The organism is Ochrobactrum sp. BTU1 (assembly GCA_018798825.1).
GTDB lineage: Bacteria > Pseudomonadota > Alphaproteobacteria > Rhizobiales > Rhizobiaceae > Brucella.
Genome location: CP076355.1, coordinates 1,431,520 through 1,452,421, shown reverse-complemented (window position 1 = coordinate 1,452,421; position 20,902 = coordinate 1,431,520). Strand labels below are relative to the sequence as shown.

Genomic DNA, 20,902 nt, shown 5'->3' with positions numbered 1-20,902 from the left:
ATTGAACCGGAGTTGAATGTTGCAGAGCGTCGATGTTTTGGTGATAGGCGCTGGCGCTGCTGGCATGATGTGTGCGATTGAAGCCGCGAAGCGCGGTCGTTCCGTTCTAGTGCTGGATCATGCTAAAAAGCCGGGTGACAAAATCCGTATCTCTGGGGGCGGTCGCTGTAATTTCACCAATATGCATGCAAGCCCGAAGAATTTTCTGTCGCAGAACAAGCACTTTTGCATTTCCGCATTGAGCCGCTATACGCAGCGCGACTTCATCAAACTTGTTGAGCGCTATCGGATTGCCTATCACGAAAAGACGCTGGGGCAGCTTTTCTGCGATGGTTCGGCAACGCAGATCATTGATATGTTGCTTGATGAGATGCACCGCTACGGTGCGCTTTTGCAGCTCGAAACAGCAATCGAGAATGTCGAGAAAACCGAACACGGTTTTGTCATTCGCCATTCGGGCGGCACAGTTTCAGCAAAATCGCTTGTTATTGCTACCGGTGGCAAGTCGATCCCGAAGATGGGGGCCACCGGTTTTGGCTACGAGATTGCGACGCGTTTTGGTCTTCGTCTCGTCGAGACACGTCCCGGTCTTGTGCCCTTAACGTTTGAGCCGCATCTGCTTGAAAGGCTAAAGCCGCTTGCGGGTGTTGCCGTTGATGCCGTGGTTGCGTGCAAAAAGACGAAATTTACAGAGGCAATGCTGTTCACGCATCGCGGCATCAGTGGTCCGTCTATCCTCCAGATTTCCTCTTATTGGCGGGAAGGGGATGAAATCGTCATTTCCATGCTGCCCCAAACCGATCTGTTTGAAGCACTGCGCGAACAGCGATCCAAAAATGGCAAGCAGGCCCTGCAAACTGCACTTTCTTATTTCATACCCAAGAAGCTGTCCCAGCTGATTGCCGCTGATTTTCCAGCAGGCAATCTCGCTGACCTGTCAGATGCCGTATTGCGCCGCGCTGCTGCCGCGGTCAATGACTGGCGTGTGAAACCGGCAGGCTCAGAAGGCTATCGCACGGCTGAGGTCACGTTGGGCGGTGTTGATACGCGCGATCTCGATTCCAAAACGATGGAAGCAAAGAATGCCCCCGGGCTCTATTTCATAGGCGAAGTGGTTGATGTCACCGGCTGGCTTGGCGGCTACAACTTCCAATGGGCATGGTCGTCCGGCTGGAGTGCTGGTCAGGTCGTTTAATTCTTGATCAGACTAGCATCGAGCTTTGGCGGGAATTCGAGCTCGATTTCGTTCTTACCATAGATGAAACCGCTGAGGGCCGGATCTGTTATCATTGGGATGACGCGATATTTGCCATCTGGCAGACCTGCCGGGAAGAACAGCGGATAGGAATCCTGACCGTCTTCATTATGATAGATCACATATTTTCCGTCTCGTTGTTCAATCGGATTATCGTCGATCATATGGCTTTCGCCGGGTTTGAGCGTCGGGCCTGAAATGTCATAGAGCTTGTGCGCGACGCGTGTGCCATTGTCGCCATTGAAGAGGAGAAACAGTTCTGCGTTGGAGAGGTCCATATCCGAATTGCCGGTGTTTTTCAGCGTCAGAGTGAACAGGTTGCGATAGTAGTCAGGGTTTTCCGCAATGTCTTTATAGTCGGAAAGAGCAAGAGAGGCCATTTGCGGCTTGGTTCCATCGGTGTCGTAGCGGGAGACAAGGTCATAGGCCTGCGTGAGTGAGACCCAGCCTTGAGACATACCGGTAGTGCCTTCGCGCGCGAATTTCATGAATTCGCCACTAAATGCTAAAATGCGGACTGTTTCGCCTTCAAGAAGATAAGCAGGCGTACGGGTCTGTGGGTCGGCTTTGCTATATATTTCCAGCTTAATGACCGGAACAGTCCAACTATTCTCTGTGTCATCTTGGTCCGCGATTGTTTCCAGAGTGATGTTGCCTTCACGATCATAAGTTATCATGCGGGCCGGCCTGTCGATATAAGGCCAGTGCCAGGCTTCTTCTTTTGCGCGCGATTGTTCAAGCAAATGAGGCGAAGCATCCGGATCAATCTGTAGGATATCGACACGTGTATCGTCGTCACCCTCAAAATAGCAGCTGCTTTTGATAGCATTCTGGCTTTCAATCAGCTCTACATTCCACAATCCCCTGCAGTTGAGGCGATCATTGAATGCTTCGGAAAAATGGAGCGGCACATAGGATTTGTTGTCAGCATCATAGAGAAAGATGCCAGAGCCTGTATCTGGGCTGTCGCTTGTCTTTGCCCCGATTGCGACATCGGGAAAGCCGTCGAAATTATAATCGGCGACGGTGAAAATTGGATCGCCTTCGAAATTTTTAACCCATTCTGCATCGATCATCTGAAGCTCGGAACCATCGGGCTGCACAATGAAGTAACCCTTTTCAGTTTTCTTAACCTGAGCTTCGACATCGGTGTCGGGTTTAAGTTGCAGCAATGTGCTTTGCGCGAGCGACGTGTCGCACACTCCACTTGATAGAAAAATAAACGCGAACCCAAATAGTGAAGAGCGAGATAGCTGTGTCATTTCGAATGGCTTCTATGAACGGAATAAGTCTGCTTACACGATTGCATCAGAAAGGGGCAGTATCCGCAATTCATTATGCGAGGTTTCGACAGTTCAACTGTGTCTTCCGGTCGCGCTCGATGGAACTCGCTTGTTCCGTTGATGCGATTCGCGTATCGCCTTAAGGTAACGGATGAGGATGGAGGTTCGTCCGAATGCCGCAAAGAAATTCCCCCCTCGCACCGTTCCAATACGGAACCTTTCGGGCGCTCTGGTCTGCGACACTATTTTCGAACCTTGGCGGCCTCGTGCAGACGGTCGGCGCGGGCTGGATGATGGCTACCATTGCGCGCTCCGATGATATGGTTGCGCTGGTTCAGGCCTCCACCACTCTTCCTGTGATGATTTTCTCCGTTGCGGCCGGTGCGCTTGCCGATAATTTCGATCGCCGCCGCATCATGTTGACAGCGCAGGTTCTCCTTCTTCTCGTTTCCGTGGTGCTAGCGGTTTCCGCATATCTTGGCATTTTGACGCCATGGATGTTGCTTGGCTTTACCTTTCTGATCGGCTGTGGTGGGGCCCTGCACAATCCTTCATGGCAGGCGTCGATGGGTGATATTGTCCCGCGAACCGACTTGCCTGCTGCCGTTGCGCTCAATTCCATGAGTTTCAATCTGATGCGCAGTATCGGACCGGCGATTGGTGGCGCAATCGTTGCTGCCGCTGGTGCCGCTTTTGCATTCATCTTCAACGCGTTTAGCTATTGTGCGTTGATCCTTGCGCTTTGGCGGTGGCAACCGCAGATCGCAAAATCAACATTGCCACGTGAAGCACTCGGGCCGGCAATGATCGCGGGGCTGCGCTACGTCTCCATGTCGCCCAATCTTTTGAAAGTCATGTTTCGTGGCTTTCTGTTCGGCTTGTCTGCGATCGTTATTCTTGCGCTTTTGCCGCTTGTGGCGCGTGATCTCGTTAACGGCACAGCACTAACCTATGGCATCATGCTCGGCTTTTTCGGCATTGGTGCCATTGGTGGCGCGCTTTCAAGTGCTCGTTTGCGCGAAGTCCTGGGTAATGAGTGGCTTGTCCGTAGTGCCTTTGCCGCCTTTGCCATCAGTTGTCTTTTGCTTTCGGTCAGCCGCAGCATTTGGATGAGCTGTATTTTCTTGCTTCCGGCTGGTCTGTCGTGGGTTTTAGCGTTGTCGCTTTTCAACGTGACCGTCCAGTTGTCGACCCCCCGCTGGGTGGTTGGGCGCGCGCTGGCGCTTTATCAGACCGCTACTTTTGGTGGCATGGCGGCAGGTAGCTGGCTTTGGGGAGCGGTGGCTGACGAGTTTGGCGTGCCAGGTGCTTTGCTTGCAGCAGCAGGCGTTTTACTGTTGGGGGCCCTTGTTGGGTTATTGCTGCCGCAGCCAGAATTTGAATCGCTCAATCTTGATCCGCTCAATCGTTTCAGTGAACCGAAGCTTCGTCTTGACCTTCGTTCACGGAGTGGTCCGATCATGATCATGGTGGACTACAAGATCGCTCAGGAGGACGTTAAGGCATTTTTGGCGGCAATGGCGTTGCGACGACGAATTCGCATTCGAGATGGCGCACGGCAATGGGCGTTGCTGCGCGATCTTGAAAATCCCGAGACTTGGACGGAGAGTTATCACGTTCCGACATGGGTGGAATATGTACGCCACAATCAGCGTCGAACCCAGTCGGATGCTGAAGTTTCAGAACGGCTCTTGGCATTGCATAAGGGGTCGACTCCTCCTTTGGTGCATCGCATGATCGAGCGGCAGACCGTATCCATTCACGATGATATGCCGCTCAAAGCACATCTTGATTTGCACTAGAATTCGAACTTAACGCCGTTTTCAGTGAGAGGGAGACGAAAACTGGACATTCGCGATCTGATTACGACCACTCTTTTTGCTGGTGTAAAGCTGGTGATCTGCCTGCTGCAACCAGAGTGAACCTGCCATCTCGAGGTGCGTACGTGCTGAAGCAATCCCCATGCTGACGGTAACATTCGTGCTGACTGTCGAGCCGGGGTGTGGAATGTTGAGCGACTGAATTTGAAATTGAATTTCTTGTGCGGTGGCGAGCGCAGTTTGCGGATCTGCGCCAGGTAGAACACAGGCAAATTCTTCGCCACCATACCGCGCTGTCATCCCCGACACTTTATGCACTGCACGTGTGAGTGCCGCTGCAACCATGGCAATGCATCGGTCGCCTTCAGGGTGGCCATAGGTGTCATTGAACAATTTAAAGAAATCGATATCCAGCATAATGACCGAAAGCCAAGCACCGGAAGGTGCGAGGCGGGTGATTTCCGCTGAAAGGGTCACTTCCAGTTGGCGGCGGTTGCTCAGTCCGGTGAGGGCATCGGTTACAGCCATCTGCGCTAGTTGATCACGCAAACGCTTCAGTTCGATGTGATTGGATACGCGGGCACGCAGAACCACAGGATTGATTGGTTTGGTTACGTAATCGATGGCACCCAGCGACAGGCCGCGAACTTCAGCTTCCTGATCATCAAGGCCCGTTGTGAAGATCACCGGAACGTCGGCAAGCAAGCGATCGTTCTTCAGGCGCACACAGACTTCGTAACCATCAACACCGGGCATCATGACGTCGAGCAAAATGATGTCAGGCAATACAGTTCTGGCAACTTCGATTGCCTGTTCGCCGGAAGTTGCAAAGCAAATTTCGTAATGTTCTTCCAGCACGGCATTCATGATCTCGATATTTGATACTTCATCATCGACAATCAACACGGTTGCACGGTTAGGCATTTAATCAACTCCGGTAGTCTTAAAGTACCACAACTTCATCTGCGGTCGGTCTTAAATAGCTGCTGCTTACGCCAAACATCAATCATTCGCGGCTTAACGGAAGTTAGTCGTCAAAAGCTGCATCAAGGCTTCGCAAGGCGGACTCGTAATCAAGTTTATCCAATGCAGTTTTCGCGTCACCTATTGCTGCGCCTTTTGCTCGACTGTCTGCGGTTGCTTCAAGGGTCTGCATCAAGGCATCGAAACTAGTGCGTGCCCGCATACTTCTGCGTGTCAGATGATCACGCAACGTTGCGACTTCGGCTGCTAAATCCGTCTTTTGGATGGCATCCGCCCTTTGTAGAATGGGCGCGTTCGATCGTTCCTTCAAGTTCTCGGCAGCCTTCAATGCAGGTTTCAAGGCTGAGTTGAGCGCAGATAATGTTGGCTCTAATCCGACCAACTGCTCGTTGGCAATCGCAAGCTCCACTTCAGCAGCGATGCGCGAAATTTCAGGCAATTCAAGCGAGGCCGCAACGCCCTTCAGCGTATGGGCTAAACGGCGCGCGCTTGTAAGGTCGCCCTTTGCTATCTGGTCCATCAGTGTCTGAATGACATCGACAAAATCATCGTGGAAACTGATAATGAGGCGGCGCAACAAGGCCTGCTTTCCGTTGACGCGGACAAGAGCGCGCGTCAGGTCGAAAGGCGGGAGACGTTCAGGGAGGTCAGTTTGCAGCTGTTCAGATTTTTTGTCCTGTGATGCTTGAGGGGCGGTCTTCAGTTCACGAGGTTTCATCCAGCGTTCCAAAGTCCCGATGAGAATATTTGGGTCGATGGGCTTGGCAACGTGATCATTCATTCCCGCTTCGGCACATCTGCGTCGTTCTTCTTCATAGGCGTGAGCAGTCAACGCGATGATTGGCAGGGCCTCTGCTGACCAATTGCGCCGAATATGGGTGGTTGCTTCCAGCCCATCCATCTCAGGCATTTGTACATCCATCAATATGGCAGAATAGAGTGATCCGGACCGCGCTACCTTTTCACAGGCAATACGTCCATTCTCAGCGATATCGACATCGAGACCAGCATCACTGAGCAGCTGGTAGGCGATTTCGCGATTGATCGTGTTGTCTTCTACTAATAACACGTGCGCTCCGCGCAACGGTTCTGCGATAAGTTCAGAATCGCTTGCTTGGTTGCTTGAATCTATTGAAAGCGGGAACAGCATATTCAAAGTTTGCAGGATTTGCTGCGATTCTATCGGCTTTGGCAGGTACGCTGCAATACCGGCACGAGAAGCCTGTGCTTTGAATTCGTCGCTGCCATAGGCTGTGATAAGAACAATTTCCGGCAGTTTGGTGAGTTTTGTATTCGCGTATAGGGTACTGACAGTTTCCATGCCATCCATGCCTGGCATCTTCCAATCAAGCAGAACAACATCATAAGGGTTTCCGCGCTGGAATGCTGTTTCCAAGGCGCCGATCACTTCTGTGCCCGAAGCAACCAGATCGACTTGCATGGACCAATCAGCAAATATGCTCTGCAAAATCTCGCGGGAAGCTGGATTGTCGTCTGCGACAAGGATTCGTAGCTTTTGAATATGGAGTTGAGGCTTTTCGATTATCGAATGCGTGCGGTCAACATTGCCGAGTGTTGCTGTCACGGTAAAGACACTGCCTTTGCCGGGTGTGCTCGACACCGTAATGTCGCCGCCCATTTGTTCGGCGATCTGCTTACTAATCACCAGTCCTAGGCCCGTTCCGCCAAAGCGACGCGTTGTCGAACTGTCCGCTTGGGAGAAGGAACTGAAGAGCTTTGATTGCTGATCGGCGGTCATGCCGATGCCGGTGTCGGCAACAGCTATCTGCAAACGATAGTTGCCATCCTCTGACGGCTTGCCGCTCACACGTAGCATAACTGAGCCATTTTCACTAAATTTGATGGCGTTGCTCATGAGATTAAGCAAGACTTGGCCAAGCCGCATCTCGTCGCCAACTAACCGTTCTGGGACGCCTTGATCAATGTGCAGATTAACGGTCACGTTTTTAGCCCGGGCATCGGTGCCTGTGATCTGAAGCTTGCGATCAAAGAGAGCACGCAACTCGAATGGTCGGTTCTCCAGAGTGAGCTTGCCCGCATCATTCTTGGAGAAGTCCAAAATATCGTTGATCAGGCGAAGTAGTGAGCCGCTGGCACTGTTGATCTTCGACAGGTAGTCACGCTGGCGCTCCGTCATGTCTGTGCGAAGCATCAAATGGCAAAAGCCCAGGATTGCATTAAGAGGGGTGCGGATTTCGTGACTCATATTGGCCAGGAACATCCCCTTGGCTTTGTAAGCCTGCTGAACCTGGGCCGAGTGCATTTCAATCGCTGAGTTCTTGGCCAAGATCTCATCGCGCATATTGCTAATGCTGTTCACGCAACTCACTAGCATGTCGGAAAACCATACGAGCACGGCTGCTTCAAGAGCAACGATTACGGCATGGATCATAACGCGTCGAACATCGCTTCCAGTTGGAAAGACGAGAGAGGGGAGCAGATAGTCGAGCGTAAGGTGATGGAGGGCAATTGCAACGGCTGCAATGATGGTCGCTCTTCTGTCACACCAGCCAATCGTCAGGGCCAGCATGGCAAAGAAATACATATGCATATCCATCTGCCAGATATGGCCGCGGAGCAGATAAAGCAGAATGGCGGGCTCCGCAACAAGAGCCACGGCAGATAAAAAACGGGTAGCTGGTGCAATGTCTGCACGCCACCACATCAAGTTGTAGCTTGCTGCGAGGAACGTGCCCGCCAATGCACCGCCCGTAACGGAAGCGCCGGCCCCATAAGCGATCGCGGCGAAAAGTGGTACATGCAGCCAGAACAGAACCACAAGAAAACGCGCAAAGCGTCTGCGGATATCGTCGAGTTCAATGATCATGTACTAGGCCCCGGTGACGGCAAGGTCAAAACAGCTGGAAAGTTGGGCAGGTTCAAAGACAAGCCATGCGCCTGCGTTATAAAGTGCGGAAATTGCGTCGAGGCGATCAGAATGTACAACTACGACGTTCATTCGTTCATTGAAAGAAAGTATCTGTGCGTCTGCCTCCTTGAGGAGGGTGGACACCTGCGAAGCGTCGGCCCAGGGCCGCATCAGCACTGCAAATTGACCATTCTCACCGCGTGGAAACAGAACTGCATAGACCAGCACCATCAGGCCTATCAGGAAAAGAGAGACGGCTGGCAGCATGTCTAGCATGCGCCACTGTGACTGCGCTAAATTGGAGTTCATAATGTCTTTATCCGCAATTCAACACGCCTTGGACGTATCGCTTCATAGTATATAAAAATGCGCGTGTCTTGCTGTATATATACTACTTTAAGATTGTCTTATTGCTTTACGATCAAAGCGTCGCCGAATGCCTGTTTTGACTGATTTGCAGGGTGGAAAAGCGTCGATCGACATAGATGTGCCGGACCTCGATGGGAATGCGATGTGACGGGATGCCTGAATTTGAGATCTTGACACAACTTGGCGGAACATCGGTCCAAATTGTGATGTGAGGCGGCTCGCTTCGTTGAAGGACCCCTTTTCAATACTTTCCGCTGATAGCTGCCAGTATTGCATGGCGCGATTGTTTTTGTGTTATGAACAATTTTGCTTTACGTACCTCAAGAGCGACGCTAAGGTTGTGATGTGACGCTTTGGGAGGAGTTCACGTGAAGATTGGTTTTTTCGCACATAGAAGTCGTTTTGCGACCGGTTCCGACAACGTTGTCTACGGTAGGTTCGCATGATTCTGGCACACACGCAGACCACGGTGCCACTCCTTGAAGCTGTCTCGCTGTCAAAGTCATTTGGCCCAGTTCAGGTTCTCAAAAACATTAATTTGAGCATTTATGGTGGCGAAGTTCACGCCATTATCGGCGAAAATGGCGCCGGAAAATCGACTTTGATGAAACTGCTGGCAGGGAATGAGCGTCCCACGAGCGGTGAAATTCGTATCGATGGGAAGCTAATCGCTTTTTCAAATCCCGTGGAAGCCGAAGCGCAGGGTATTGTCCTTGTGCATCAGGAAATCTTGCTCGCGCCGGATCTGACGGTCGCGCAGAATATCTATCTCGGAAGAGAACTTTCCAATGGACTTGTCGTGGATGATAGATCAATGCGCGAAGGAGCTCGGAAAGCCATTCGCGATCTGGGCGCGGACATCAATCCTGATGCAATCGTCGGTAGCCTATCGATAGCGCAGCGCCAGCTAGTGCAGATTGCGCGGGTACTGCTTGTACCGCATCGCGTGGTGATTTTCGATGAGCCGACAGCATCTTTGACACCGGTCGAAACCGAAGCGCTGCTGAAGGTTATCATGGATATCAGAGCGAAGGGTGTTGCGGTTCTTTATATCTCCCATCGTCTGCCGGAAGTGAAAGAGATTTCGGATCGCGTTACGGTTCTGCGCGATGGAACGCTCGTTGCGGCTCATATGGCAGCAGAGCTTCAGCCGAACGACATGGCTCGGCTTATGGTTGGTCGCGATGTTGCCAAGCTTTATCCAGATCGTTCAGCACAGCGTGGACAGGAACGGGTGCTAGAAGTCGAAGACTTCAGCGTCCCCGGCTACGTGAAAACAGCAAGCTTCAAGTTGAACAGGGGTGAAATCCTAGGCTTTGCGGGGCTAGTCGGGGCAGGACGAACAGAACTGATGGAAGGCATTGTCGGGCTTCGACCTGGCAAAGGACATCTGCTGCACAGGGGAAAGTCTGTAAACTTTCGCAATGCGCATGAAAGTCTTTCCGCCGGTATTGCCTATTTAAGTGAAGACCGTAAGGGCAAGGGATTGTTGCTTGCCAAGGATCTTGGCATCAATCTGACACTTGCATCTATCAGTAAATTTGTGCGTGGTTTGCAGATAGACCGTCGACGAGAGCGTGTGGCGCTTGATGATGCGATCAAAGAATTCGATATTCGCACTGGTCGCAAGGATATTCTTGCAGGACAATTGTCAGGCGGAAACCAACAAAAGCTTTTGTTGGCAAAGATGATGATGCTCAACCCGTCCATTGTGATCATCGACGAGCCAACGCGCGGCATTGATGTGGGCACCAAAGAGCAGATTTATCAATTCATCGCCAACCTAGCCGATGAGGGCAAATCGATTATCGTTGTTTCGTCTGAAATGCCTGAACTGATAGGCATATGCGATCGTATTGTGGTCATGCGCGAGGGCAGGGTCGTTGGTGAAGTGACCGGTGACCGAATGACGGAACACGACATCGTCGTTTTGGCTACAGGCGTCAGCACTGAAGAAGCAGCATAAAATAAAAAAAGGGGAGTCAATGACTGACGATGTAACTGACAAAAGCAGGGTGCCTAAGACGTCTCGAGACTGGGATCTGCGGGCAATAGCACCATTTGTTGCACTGCTTCTGCTCCTTGTTCTGGGAACAATTGCCAATCCAAATTTCATCAGCATCGATAATCTGCTGAATGTCGCGACACGCAGTGCCTTTATCGCAATCATCGCGTTGGGTGCGACTTATGTGATTTCCTCAGGAGGATTAGATCTTTCTGTTGGCGCTATGGCTGCTTTCGTGGGCAGTATCATGATCATGTTCATGAACAGTGGTGTCATCGCTGATCCCGTCATGATGTTGATCGCGGCCGTCCTTCTTGCCGTGGTGGTCGGTGCACTTTGTGGGTTAACCAACGGGTTGATTACCACGCTCGGAGGAATAGAGCCGTTCATTGCGACCCTTGGAACGATGGGGATTTACCGTGGTTTGACAACGTGGCTATCTCAGGGCGGCGCAATCACGCTGCGTAACCCTGAGATTCAGGCGCTCTATCGCCCTGCATATTTCGGTTCGGTTTTTGGTGTTCCTATCCCGGTCATCGCTATTTTCGTCACAGCAGCGATCGCAGCGTTTGTTCTTTATCGTACGCGATATGGGCGCCACGTCATCGCAGTCGGTTCCAGCGAAGACGTGGCACGCTATTCAGGGATTTCCGTCAAGCGCGTTCGCACAATTGCCTATGTGGTTCAGGGACTTTGCGTCGCTGTTGCGGTATTGCTGTACGTTCCACGACTGGGTTCAACGTCCGCAACGACGGGCATGTTATGGGAACTTCAGGCAATCACTGCGGTCGTCGTCGGCGGCACGGCATTGCGCGGGGGCGTGGGACGGGTCTGGGGCACAATTTGCGGCGCGTTCATCCTCGAAATCGTCGGCAATATCATGTTGCTCTCCAATTTCATCAGCGAGTACCTGATTGGTGCTATTCAAGGCGCAATCATCATTATCGCGATGCTGGTGCAGAGGTCGCTTTCGCGACGATGAAAATCAAGGCGTGAGGCATCGTGTTTTCGCGCCCTGAATGACAGGTTTGACGGGATTCAAGGGGCAGTCCGGTCACACATCGATATAGCCCCCTGACCATTTGGGAGGAATGAATGCGAGGAAAATTTCTAGGTGTTGCTTTTGCTGCTTTGGCGGCTGGGGCATTGGCATTTGCCGGTGGCGCGAATGCACAGGATAAAAAGGTTACGATCGGTGTATCGATCCCTGCTGCGGATCATGGCTGGACTTCCGGTGTAGTTTATCATGCCGAACGCGTTGCCAAGCTTCTGATGCAGGAGCATCCAGGTCTCAACGTGATCGTCAAGACTTCGCCGGACGCAGCCAGTCAGGCAAATGCATTGCAGGATCTTGCCGTTCAGGGGCTTGACGGTCTGGTCGTGCTGCCAACCGATCCGGATCCACTCGTCAACGCTATTAAGGAAATCAAGGATAAAGGCACTTTCGTAGCTCTCGTCGACCGTGCGCCGAGCAGCAATGACAATACGATCCGTGATCTTTATGTGGCGGGTAATAATCCGGCTCTCGGTCAGGTCGCTGGCGAATACATCAAGAAAACGACACCTGATGCGCAGGTTGTAGTTATTCGTGGTCTTCCTATTCCGATTGACCAGCAGCGTCAGGATGGATTTGACAAGGGTATCGAAGGCTCCAACGTCAAGATTCTTGATCGCCAGTATGGCAATTGGAACCGTGATGATGCGTTTCGTGTCATGCAGGACTTCCTAACAAAGTACCCGAAGATCGACGTTGTCTGGTGTCAGGATGACGACATGGCTGTGGGCGTGCTTGAAGCCATTAAACAGGCCAATCGTGAAGACATTCAATATGTCATCGGCGGCGCTGGTTCCAAGGACATGATCAAGAAGGTGATGGACGGCGATAAGCTGATGCCGGTGGATGTGCTTTATCCGCCTGCAATGGTTTCTACAGCCATGCAGTTGGCAGCTGGTCATTTCTACGATCAGATCCCGGTAAGCGGCAACTATATCCTCGACGCTACGTTGGTGACCAAGGACAATGCCGAGCAGTTCTACTTCCCGGACTCTCCTTTCTAATGTCATTTTTGCGCGCCTGCATTGGCAGGCGCGCATTTGACTTTCCCCTAAACAGTTTTGAATTTCATTCGGAGGACTTTTGATGAAGACGATCAAGGGGCCAGGGATATTTCTCGGGCAGTTTGCAGCTGATGAAGCGCCGTTCAATACATGGGACGGCATCACGAAATGGGCTGCAGAGAAGGGCTATGCCGGTGTGCAGGTTCCCACCTGGGCAAGCCAGTTGATCGATCTTAAAAAGGCGTCTGAATCCAAAGATTATTGCGACGAGTTTGCTGGCATCGCGCGCGAAAACGGCGTCGAAGTGACCGAACTTTCCACACATTTGCAGGGGCAGCTTGTTGCTGTTCATCCGACCTATGATGAAGCTTTTGATGGTTTCGCTGTGCCGGAAGTCCGTGGCAATCCAAAAGCGCGCCAGCAATGGGCGGTCGAACAGGTGAAGATGGCAATCCGCGCATCGCGCAATCTGGGCATAGGAGCACATGCAACCTTTTCAGGCGCATTGGCTTGGCCTTTCATCTACCCGTGGCCACAGCGTCCGGCCGGTCTGGTCGAGGCAGCGTTTGATGAACTCGCCCGCCGATGGCTGCCAATCCTTGACCATGCTGACGAGCATGGTGTGGATATTTGCTACGAAATTCATCCGGGCGAAGATCTGCATGATGGTGTGACGTTTGAAATGTTCCTTGAACGGGTCAAGAACCATCCGCGTGCGAACATGCTTTATGATCCGTCGCATTACGTGCTGCAATGTCTCGACTATCTCGACAATATCGACATCTACAAAGACCGCATCAAGATGTTTCACGTCAAGGATGCCGAGTTTAATCCGACCGGTCGTCAGGGTGTTTATGGTGGCTATCAGGGCTGGGTAAACCGTGCGGGCCGTTTCCGTTCTTTGGGCGATGGTCAAGTCGATTTTGGTGCCATTTTCTCCAAGATGGCGGCCAATGATTTTGATGGCTGGGCTGTTGTCGAATGGGAATGCGCGTTGAAGCATCCTGAAGACGGTGCGCGTGAGGGTGCGGAGTTTGTAAAGCACCATATCATTCGCGTCACCGACAAAGCGTTCGATGACTTTGCTGCGGGCGGCACCGATGATGCTGCCAATCGTCGTATGCTGGGATTATAGGTAGTTCAATGACCATTGAAGCAAAAACCAAAGAAGCGGCCAATCCACGCATTAGACTTGGTATGGTTGGCGGCGGTGCAGGGGCCTTTATTGGCGGAGTTCATCGCATGGCCTCACGCCTGGACAATCGCTTTGAACTGTTGGCAGGCGCACTCTCGTCATCGCCCGAACGAGCCCAAGCATCAGGGCGCGAGCTTGGGCTTTCAGAAGATCGCATTTATTCCAGCTACAAGGATATGGCGATCCGCGAAGCGCGTCTAAAGAATGGTATTGAAGCGGTCGCAATCGTTACGCCAAATCATGTGCATTATGATGCCGCCAAGGAATTTCTACGTCGCGGCATTCATGTGATCTGCGACAAGCCTCTGACCTCGACCTTGGCTGATGCAAAGAAGCTGAAGAAGGTGGCCGACGAGAGCGGTTCATTGTTTGTGCTGACGCATAATTATACCGGTTATCCGATGGTTCGGCAGGCGCGCGAAATGGTCACCAATGGGGAGCTTGGTGATTTGCGTGTGGTTCAGGTTGAATATGCGCAAGACTGGCTCACGGAAGCGGTTGAAGAAACGGGCGCAAAGGGTGCTGTGTGGCGCACTGATCCGGCGCAATCTGGTCTTGGAGGCGCAACAGGCGACATCGGCACCCATGCCTTCAATCTAGCCTCCTTTGTCACGGGTCTGACGCTTGAAAGTCTAGCGGCCGATCTCGATAGTTTCGTGTCGGGTCGTCGGTTGGATGACAATGCACATGTGATGCTTCGTTTCACCGGTGGAGCCAAGGGTATGCTCTGGTGCAGTCAAGTGGCACCGGGCAATGAGAATGCGCTGCGTTTGCGTGTCTATGGCACTAAGGGCGGCATTGAGTGGGCGCAGGAAGATCCTAACCGCCTGTGGTTCACACCGTTTGGTGAACAGAAGCGGCTGATCACCCGAGGTGGAGCAGGCGTTGGCAATGCTGCAACCCGCGTAACGCGCGTGCCGGGCGGGCATCCGGAAGGCTATCTCGAAGCCTTTGCCACGATCTACAGTGAAGCTGCAAACGCAATTCAGGCCCGACGCGACAACACCAACCCTGACAGTGCAATCATTTATCCAACCGTCGACGATGGTGTCAAAGGCGTTGCTTTCATCGATGCTTGTGTGCGCTCGTCAAATAAAAATGGCGGATGGGTAAGCCTCTGAAGCAAAAAATTTGGAAAGCGCCGCCATTTGGGCGGCGTTTTTGTTTGCGTAACGCGATCTCACTTATGGGCCGGTTCAGCCGTCGTAGAAAAGCCATCTTGATTTCATGTTTGATTGAAATGTGCCTGATAAAGCCGGCTTCTTATAGGTTGGATCCGTCAGGTGCGTGAATTCAAAGCTTTTCGAAAGCGCGTGCCATGCAGAAATTCCGCCCTGTGATTGCCAGCGGGCCACTGTGTCTTTTAACTGCACTTTACGTTCTCATATTCACAAACACGTCGTTCTGGCGTGCAATCGGCACCTATTATGCTGATTCTCCATTAAGGCTTGCTGGCATAGTCGTGGCACTGTTGCTGTTGCACACCGCGCTTTTTGTGTTGTTTTCGGCAAAATACGTCGTCAAACCGATGTTGATCCTATTTGTGATAATTGCGGCAGGTGGTTCCTACTTCACTGATACCTTCGGTACGATCATTGACAAGAATGTCGTTGAAGCAGCTCTTACAACTACGCAGGCTGAATCCGGTGCTTTGCTGACGCCGAGCTTCATTTGGCACATGATGCTTTTCGGCGTTGTACCATCGCTGTTGATTGCTTGGGTGCGGGTTAAGCACCGACGACTGCTTGGCAAGCTGATGGTGAATACGGGTGTCATTCTCACATGTCTGATCGCGGCCGTTGCCATACTTGGAACAAACTACGCGGCTTATTCATCAATGTTTCGCGAGCATGGCGCTGATATTATGCAGAAGCTCATGCCGAGCACGCCGATCACCAGCACGATCCAATATGTCTCGCATGTGTTCAAAAACCGTGACATTACAATGGAGCCATTGGGGCTCGATGCCAAGCAAACGTTGACTCAATTGCCCGCAGGCAAAAAGCTGGTAACGGTCGTTGTCGTTGGTGAAACGGCGCGGGCGCAGAATTTCAGCCTCAACGGTTATGCGCGTGAAACCAATCCTGAACTGAAAAAACGCGACGTTGTTGCCTTCACTGACACGACGAGCTGCGGAACAGAGACTTCGGTTTCAGTGCCTTGCATGTTTTCGCCTTTCACTCGTGAAGATTATTCCAATACAAAGTTCCGCGGTTCCGAAAACTTGATGGATGTGCTCCAACATGCAGGCGTACAGACGCGTTGGTATGAGAACAATACTGGCAGCAAGGGCGTTGCAGAACGCATCAAGCTGACCGATCTGCAAGGCGCGCAGGACAAGCGCTATTGCGAAGGTGGCGAATGTCTCGATCAGATATTGGTTGATAGCCTGTCCAACGAGCTGAATGAAATTTCGGGCAATGCGACCATCGTTTTACATATGACGGGTAGCCACGGCCCTGCCTATTATCGCCGATACCCGGCTGAATATGCGGTCTTTGCACCCGATTGCCGTTCAAATGATTTTGCTAAATGCTCGCAGGAAGAAATCGTCAACGCCTATGACAACTCGATCCTTTATACGGACCATATTCTGTCCGAGATTGTCGATCTTCTCAAGGCGCATGAGGAAAAGTTTGCATCCGCGATGATTTATATGTCCGATCATGGCGAGTCGCTTGGTGAGGACGGTCTTTACCTTCACGCCGCGCCCTATTTCATCGCGCCATCGCAGCAGACACACATACCGTTTATCACATGGTTTGCACCAGAATATGCGGCCGCTACAGGTCTCAATCCTGATTGCTTGCGCAAGACGACGGCTGAGCCATCATCGCATGATAATCTGTTTCATACGGTGCTTGGTATGATGGCGGTTAGAACGTCTGCTTACGACCAGAAGCTGGACCGCTTTGCCGCTTGTCGAACACCACACAACGTTGCGTCGAATTAAACTCAAAACCCCGCTCAAAAGCGGGGTTTTGTTTCTCTGTGAGATTAAACGTAACGGTTGACGACGTTTTCCAGATATTCCTGACGGCCGGATCTTGGCTTTGGATTGATGTCTTTTGCTTCGACTTCTGATGCGATCTGTTCCAGCGACATGCCGGTTCCAATCGTTTTCCCGAAATCGCCAGACCAGCCAGCATATCGCTCATCGAGCGGCTTGCTCAGAGCACCGTCCTGCAACATCAGGGCGGCGGCTTTGAGGCCGCGTGCACAGCAGTCCATGCCGCCGATATGGCCAATCAGCAAATCCTGTGGGTCAAGCGACTGACGACGCAACTTGGCATCGAAATTGGTGCCACCATTCTTCAAGCCGCCGTTGAGCAGCACCTGATAATAAGCGAGCGCCATTTCCGGTACATTGTTCGGGAACTGATCTGTATCCCAGCCAGACTGGTAGTCGTTGCGGTTCATGTCGATTGAGCCAAGAATTCCAAGGCTGCGGGCCAGTGCCAGTTCATGCTCGAATGAATGGCCTGCGAGAATTGCGTGGCCCTGCTCGATATTGACCTTCACCTCGTTTTCGAGACCGTAGCGCTTCAGGAAGCCGTAAACCGTTGCGACATCGTAATCATACTGGTGCTTTGTTGGTTCCTGTGGCTTTGGCTCGATCAGGATTGTACCCTTGAAGCCAATCTTGTGCTTGTACTCGACTACAAGGTTGAGGAATCGCCCCATATTGTCGAGCTCGCGCGTCAGGTCGGTGTTGAGCAGGGTTTCATAACCCTCGCGACCGCCCCAAAGCACATAATTGTCACCGCCAAGGCGCTTGGTTGCATCGAGGCAGGTTTTCACGGTTGCAGCTGCAAAAGCAAACACTTCCGGATCGGGATTGGTCGCAGCACCCGACATATACCGACGATGTGAGAAGAGATTGGCAGTGCCCCACAAAAGCTTGATACCGGTTTCAGCCTGCTTGCGGTCGAAAATATCCACAATGGCTTCGAGGTTCTTCGTGTTCTCAGCAAAATTATTGCCTTCTGGGCGCACGTCGGCGTCGTGGAAGCAATAGAAAGGTGCGCCGAGAAGCGAAAAGAACTCAAACGCAACATCGGCTTTTAGTTTTGCGGCTTCTAGGTCATCCTTATACCAGGGACGGTCAAATGTCCGTCCGCCGAAAGGATCTCCACCTTCCCACGCGAAGCTGTGCCAATAGGCGACTGCAAAACGTAAGTGGTCTTCCAGACGCTTGCCGAGGACGATTTCGTCCGGGTTATAGTGGCGGAATGCTAGCGGATTATCGCTATCTGGACCTTCATAACGTATTTTCTGGATGTCGCCGAAAAATCCGGTGCTCATCATGCTCCTCCAATGTTGATGCTGGTAACGCTCCGCCTCGGGCTTACTGAGCCAGAGGTTGCAGCGCGGGATAAAGTGCGTGGTAACGCTGATATGCTTCGTCGTATGATGCGGTCAGCGTGTGTTCGGGTTCAATGGTATGGGCCGTGCGCGGCGGCGTGCAGATTGCAAAAGGATCAGCGTTACTTGTAGCGATCAGGCCAAGACGTGCTGCGCCGAATGCGGCACCAAAGTCGCCTTCTTCAGGAAGAGAAATTGGAACATTCAATGCTGTGGCAATAGATTTGAGCCAATAGGCAGAGCGCGAACCACCACCAACTGCGATGAGCGATTTGATCTCGGTACCTGCCGATTGCAGCGCGGCGAGATTATCGCGGATCGCAAATGCGACGCCTTCAAGCACCGCTTGCGTCATTGCTTTGCGGTCTGTCTCATGCTCGAGCCCGTTGAACATGCCTCGAATCCGCGCGTCGTTGTATGGGGTTCGCTCGCCCGATAGATAGGGCAGAAAACTGATCTTTCCGGGGGCTTGGAGTCTATCTCCGAGCTCCGCATCAAGCGCCTGCGGGCTGGTGGACGTGATACGAGAGAACCACTCGAGTGCGCTTGCCGCGGATAGAATGACACCCATTTGATGCCACGTATTTGGAAGCGCATGGCAGAAAGCGTGGACTGCGCTTTCAGGTTTTGGTTGATAGCTGGCATTAGCGGCAAACAACACACCTGATGTGCCAAGTGAAACGAAAGCATGACCCGGTTGAACAGTACCCATGCCGCAGGCCGAAGCAGCATTATCGCCGGCGCCTCCCGCAACGACGGGGGCGTTCAAGATCCCCCAGCGTGAGGTAAGTTCTGCACGCAATCTTCCTGTGGCCTCGCTGCCCTCGGCAAGTTTGGGCATGTGGCTTTCCGTCAGACCAGTTTTCGAAAGCAATTCAGACGACCAACGGCGTGCGCCGGTATCAAGCCAGCTTGTGCCTGCCGAATCCGACATGTCTGAAACATACTCGCCGGTGAGCCAAAGCCGTAGATAATCTTTCGGTAAGAGAATCTTGCGTGTTCTAGCGAAAATCTCTGGTTCGTTGCGTGCAACCCAGACGAGTTTGGGCGCGGTAAAGCCCGGGAAAACGATGTTGCCGGTGATGGCACGGAAGGCCGGATCGGCGTCGAGTTCGGCAGCTTCTTTATAGCTGCGCGTGTCATTCCATAGAATGCACGGCCGAAGCACCTGATCGTTTTCATCAAGCAGTGTTGCACCATGCATCTGGCCGGAAAGACCTATGCCAGCAACGGTTGAAAATTCCTTTGGATGCGCTGTGCGCAAACCGTCGATAGCGGCTTCACAGGCCCTGATCCAGTCCGTGGGGTTCTGCTCACTCCAGCCTGGATGGGGGCGAGAGACATCGAGTTCACCATGGGCAGAACCGATAATATTCTGTTGACTATCGATCAGAAGCGCTTTTACGCCCGATGTTCCAAGATCAAGCCCGAGATACATATTTGCTCCAGTCGAGTTATTGTGTTCCGCGCCTCAGTCAAGCTGTGGCAGGTTGTCTTTGAGGAAGATTTCGATGCGGATATGTTCCTGCCCTTGCACGATCGCGAGGCGGTCTGCAGTCGCTTTTAAAACACGAACGGCACTGCGAATTTCGTGTCCCGCGTCCTGCGCCAGCACGGCGTGAACAAGGCCATCCTTCAGTGCTTGCGATGTGATTCCGTCTCGTTCGTGGGCAATGACCAGCGGCCGTTTATGATCTTGAAAAGCAGCGAGCGCACGGACGAGACCGCTGTTGCCGGCGCCAAGATTATAGATTCCTGCGAGGTCTCTCTGGCCCTTGAGCAGCTCAAGGGCGAGCTTTTCTACGCGCGCGCCTTCGTCAAAACCCTCGAGCACGGGAAGGATTTCTCGGTCCGGGAAATCCGTTTCCATGGCCTTTTTGAAGCCCTCGAAGCGTTCCTGGTGGTCATGGACTTTAAGCGAGCCCGCAATGACGGCAATCGGACCAATAGTACCGCTCGCAAAAAGACCCAATAGACGTGCAGAAGTTCGTCCTGCAGCACCATTATCAATACCAACATAATGAGCACGAGTTGAACGACCCAGATCGGATACCAGGGTCACAGCGTGAATACCCGCCTCGGTCAGTTTCGCGCAGGCTTCGCGGACCGGATCAGTATCGACCGCAACGAAAGCGACGCCGTCGGGCTTACGTTCGGCGCTATCATTCAACGCCTTCACGAGTGCCGCTTCATCGAATGCTGGCACAAGCACCAGATTGATCAAAACCCGTTCAGACAAACCCCGTTCTGTCGCTGCTTCAAGTTCAGCACGCAGGTTCTGCATAAAGGTGTTTTCGTTATCCGGCAAAATGAAATCAAACTGATACAGCCTGCTTCGGGCAAGATTTGCAGCACCCACGTCCCGAACGTAGCCGAGCGCATTCATCGCATCCGTTACACGAGTGCGGGTCTTCGCTCTGACACCGGGTCGATCATTAAGCACACGGTCAACCGTGGCGAGACTGACGCCCGCGGTTCTGGCTATATCATGCACGGTGGGTTTCATTCTCACTCCTCGGAGCGGAACATAGGAGTAAAAATGAGGTACGTAAATCAAAAAATGCTTGCTATTCAATTTTCTTTACGTATCAATTGCAGCCGAGGATGAGATTGCACGTCTGAGTGCGATTTTACTGGAGTGATCTTGGTGCATGCCACCGCAGGGAGGATCAGCCAGA

General features: G+C 52.3%; 15 protein-coding genes. 8 read left to right on the top strand and 7 right to left on the bottom strand.

Annotated features, from left to right (window positions below; genetic code table 11):
- Positions 1-19 precede the first annotated feature (19 nt).
- Entirely contained in the window at positions 20-1,195 is a 1,176-nt protein-coding gene (locus tag KMS41_18045) for an NAD(P)/FAD-dependent oxidoreductase (GenBank protein QWK80304.1), read from the top strand.
- On the opposite strand, the gene KMS41_18040 is transcribed toward KMS41_18045, so the two are convergent.
- Positions 1,192-2,517, bottom strand: coding sequence for an FG-GAP repeat protein (locus KMS41_18040; GenBank protein QWK79375.1), 1,326 nt, complete (start codon positions 2,515-2,517; stop codon positions 1,192-1,194). The genes KMS41_18045 and KMS41_18040 overlap by 4 nt on opposite strands.
- Before the next feature lie 194 nt (positions 2,518-2,711).
- Between KMS41_18040 and KMS41_18035 the strand changes: the two genes are divergently transcribed.
- Positions 2,712-4,340, top strand: coding sequence for an MFS transporter (locus KMS41_18035; protein QWK79374.1), 1,629 nt, complete (start codon positions 2,712-2,714; stop codon positions 4,338-4,340).
- A 21-nt stretch (positions 4,341-4,361) separates the two neighbouring features.
- On the opposite strand, the gene KMS41_18030 is transcribed toward KMS41_18035, so the two are convergent.
- The 3 genes from KMS41_18030 to KMS41_18020 form a co-directional block, all read right to left on the bottom strand.
- Positions 4,362-5,282 (bottom strand): diguanylate cyclase, encoded by a 921-nt coding sequence (locus tag KMS41_18030; GenBank protein ID QWK79373.1) that lies wholly within the window; start codon positions 5,280-5,282, stop codon positions 4,362-4,364.
- Positions 5,283-5,385: 103 nt separating this feature from the next.
- Positions 5,386-8,190, bottom strand: coding sequence for a response regulator (locus tag KMS41_18025; GenBank protein ID QWK79372.1), 2,805 nt, complete (start codon positions 8,188-8,190; stop codon positions 5,386-5,388).
- A gap of 3 nt (positions 8,191-8,193) precedes the next feature.
- Positions 8,194-8,541 (bottom strand): hypothetical protein, encoded by a 348-nt coding sequence (locus KMS41_18020; protein ID QWK79371.1) that lies wholly within the window; start codon positions 8,539-8,541, stop codon positions 8,194-8,196.
- Between the two features lie 502 nt (positions 8,542-9,043).
- Here KMS41_18020 and KMS41_18015 point away from each other — a divergent pair.
- The 6 genes from KMS41_18015 to KMS41_17990 all read left to right on the top strand — a co-directional run bounded on the left by KMS41_18015 (position 9,044) and on the right by KMS41_17990 (position 16,812).
- Positions 9,044-10,567, top strand: a complete 1,524-nt coding sequence (locus tag KMS41_18015) for a sugar ABC transporter ATP-binding protein (GenBank protein ID QWK79370.1) — start codon at positions 9,044-9,046, stop codon at positions 10,565-10,567.
- A gap of 19 nt (positions 10,568-10,586) precedes the next feature.
- Positions 10,587-11,588 (top strand): ABC transporter permease, encoded by a 1,002-nt coding sequence (locus KMS41_18010; GenBank protein ID QWK79369.1) that lies wholly within the window; start codon positions 10,587-10,589, stop codon positions 11,586-11,588.
- A gap of 113 nt (positions 11,589-11,701) precedes the next feature.
- A complete protein-coding gene (locus KMS41_18005) occupies positions 11,702-12,664 on the top strand; it encodes a substrate-binding domain-containing protein (protein ID QWK79368.1) in 963 nt (320 codons plus the stop codon).
- 82 nt (positions 12,665-12,746) lie between these two features.
- Entirely contained in the window at positions 12,747-13,799 is a 1,053-nt protein-coding gene (locus KMS41_18000) for a sugar phosphate isomerase/epimerase (GenBank protein QWK79367.1), read from the top strand.
- 8 nt (positions 13,800-13,807) lie between these two features.
- Entirely contained in the window at positions 13,808-14,980 is a 1,173-nt protein-coding gene (locus KMS41_17995; protein ID QWK79366.1) for a Gfo/Idh/MocA family oxidoreductase, read from the top strand.
- A 197-nt stretch (positions 14,981-15,177) separates the two neighbouring features.
- Positions 15,178-16,812: a phosphoethanolamine transferase gene (locus KMS41_17990; GenBank protein ID QWK79365.1), complete on the top strand. Its 1,635-nt coding sequence runs from the start codon at positions 15,178-15,180 to the stop codon at positions 16,810-16,812.
- 44 nt (positions 16,813-16,856) lie between these two features.
- Here KMS41_17990 and xylA read toward each other — a convergent pair whose 3' ends face one another.
- From xylA to KMS41_17975, 3 genes are read right to left on the bottom strand one after another with little or no spacing between them, the layout of a single operon-like run.
- Positions 16,857-18,164, bottom strand: coding sequence for a xylose isomerase (gene xylA, locus KMS41_17985; protein QWK80303.1), 1,308 nt, complete (start codon positions 18,162-18,164; stop codon positions 16,857-16,859).
- Positions 18,165-18,207: 43 nt separating this feature from the next.
- Positions 18,208-19,662: a xylulokinase gene (gene xylB, locus KMS41_17980; protein ID QWK79364.1), complete on the bottom strand. Its 1,455-nt coding sequence runs from the start codon at positions 19,660-19,662 to the stop codon at positions 18,208-18,210.
- 33 nt (positions 19,663-19,695) lie between these two features.
- On the bottom strand, positions 19,696-20,730 hold the full coding sequence (locus tag KMS41_17975) for a LacI family DNA-binding transcriptional regulator (protein QWK79363.1): 1,035 nt from the start codon (positions 20,728-20,730) through the stop codon (positions 19,696-19,698).
- Positions 20,731-20,902 lie beyond the last annotated feature (172 nt).

Bases quoted from the DNA above. Each gene is read 5' to 3' on its own strand.
- KMS41_18040 (QWK79375.1), bottom strand. From the start codon at position 2,517: ATGACACAGCTATCTCGCTCTTCACTATTTGGGTTCGCGTTTATTTTT.
- KMS41_18035 (QWK79374.1), top strand. From the start codon at position 2,712: ATGCCGCAAAGAAATTCCCCCCTCGCACCGTTCCAATACGGAACCTTT.
- KMS41_18030 (QWK79373.1), bottom strand. From the start codon at position 5,282: ATGCCTAACCGTGCAACCGTGTTGATTGTCGATGATGAAGTATCAAAT.
- KMS41_18025 (QWK79372.1), bottom strand. From the start codon at position 8,190: ATGATCATTGAACTCGACGATATCCGCAGACGCTTTGCGCGTTTTCTT.
- KMS41_18020 (QWK79371.1), bottom strand. From the start codon at position 8,541: ATGAACTCCAATTTAGCGCAGTCACAGTGGCGCATGCTAGACATGCTG.
- KMS41_18015 (QWK79370.1), top strand. From the start codon at position 9,044: ATGATTCTGGCACACACGCAGACCACGGTGCCACTCCTTGAAGCTGTC.
- KMS41_18010 (QWK79369.1), top strand. From the start codon at position 10,587: ATGACTGACGATGTAACTGACAAAAGCAGGGTGCCTAAGACGTCTCGA.
- KMS41_18005 (QWK79368.1), top strand. From the start codon at position 11,702: ATGCGAGGAAAATTTCTAGGTGTTGCTTTTGCTGCTTTGGCGGCTGGG.
- KMS41_18000 (QWK79367.1), top strand. From the start codon at position 12,747: ATGAAGACGATCAAGGGGCCAGGGATATTTCTCGGGCAGTTTGCAGCT.
- KMS41_17995 (QWK79366.1), top strand. From the start codon at position 13,808: ATGACCATTGAAGCAAAAACCAAAGAAGCGGCCAATCCACGCATTAGA.
- KMS41_17990 (QWK79365.1), top strand. From the start codon at position 15,178: ATGCAGAAATTCCGCCCTGTGATTGCCAGCGGGCCACTGTGTCTTTTA.
- xylA (QWK80303.1), bottom strand. From the start codon at position 18,164: ATGAGCACCGGATTTTTCGGCGACATCCAGAAAATACGTTATGAAGGT.
- xylB (QWK79364.1), bottom strand. From the start codon at position 19,662: ATGTATCTCGGGCTTGATCTTGGAACATCGGGCGTAAAAGCGCTTCTG.
- KMS41_17975 (QWK79363.1), bottom strand. From the start codon at position 20,730: ATGAAACCCACCGTGCATGATATAGCCAGAACCGCGGGCGTCAGTCTC.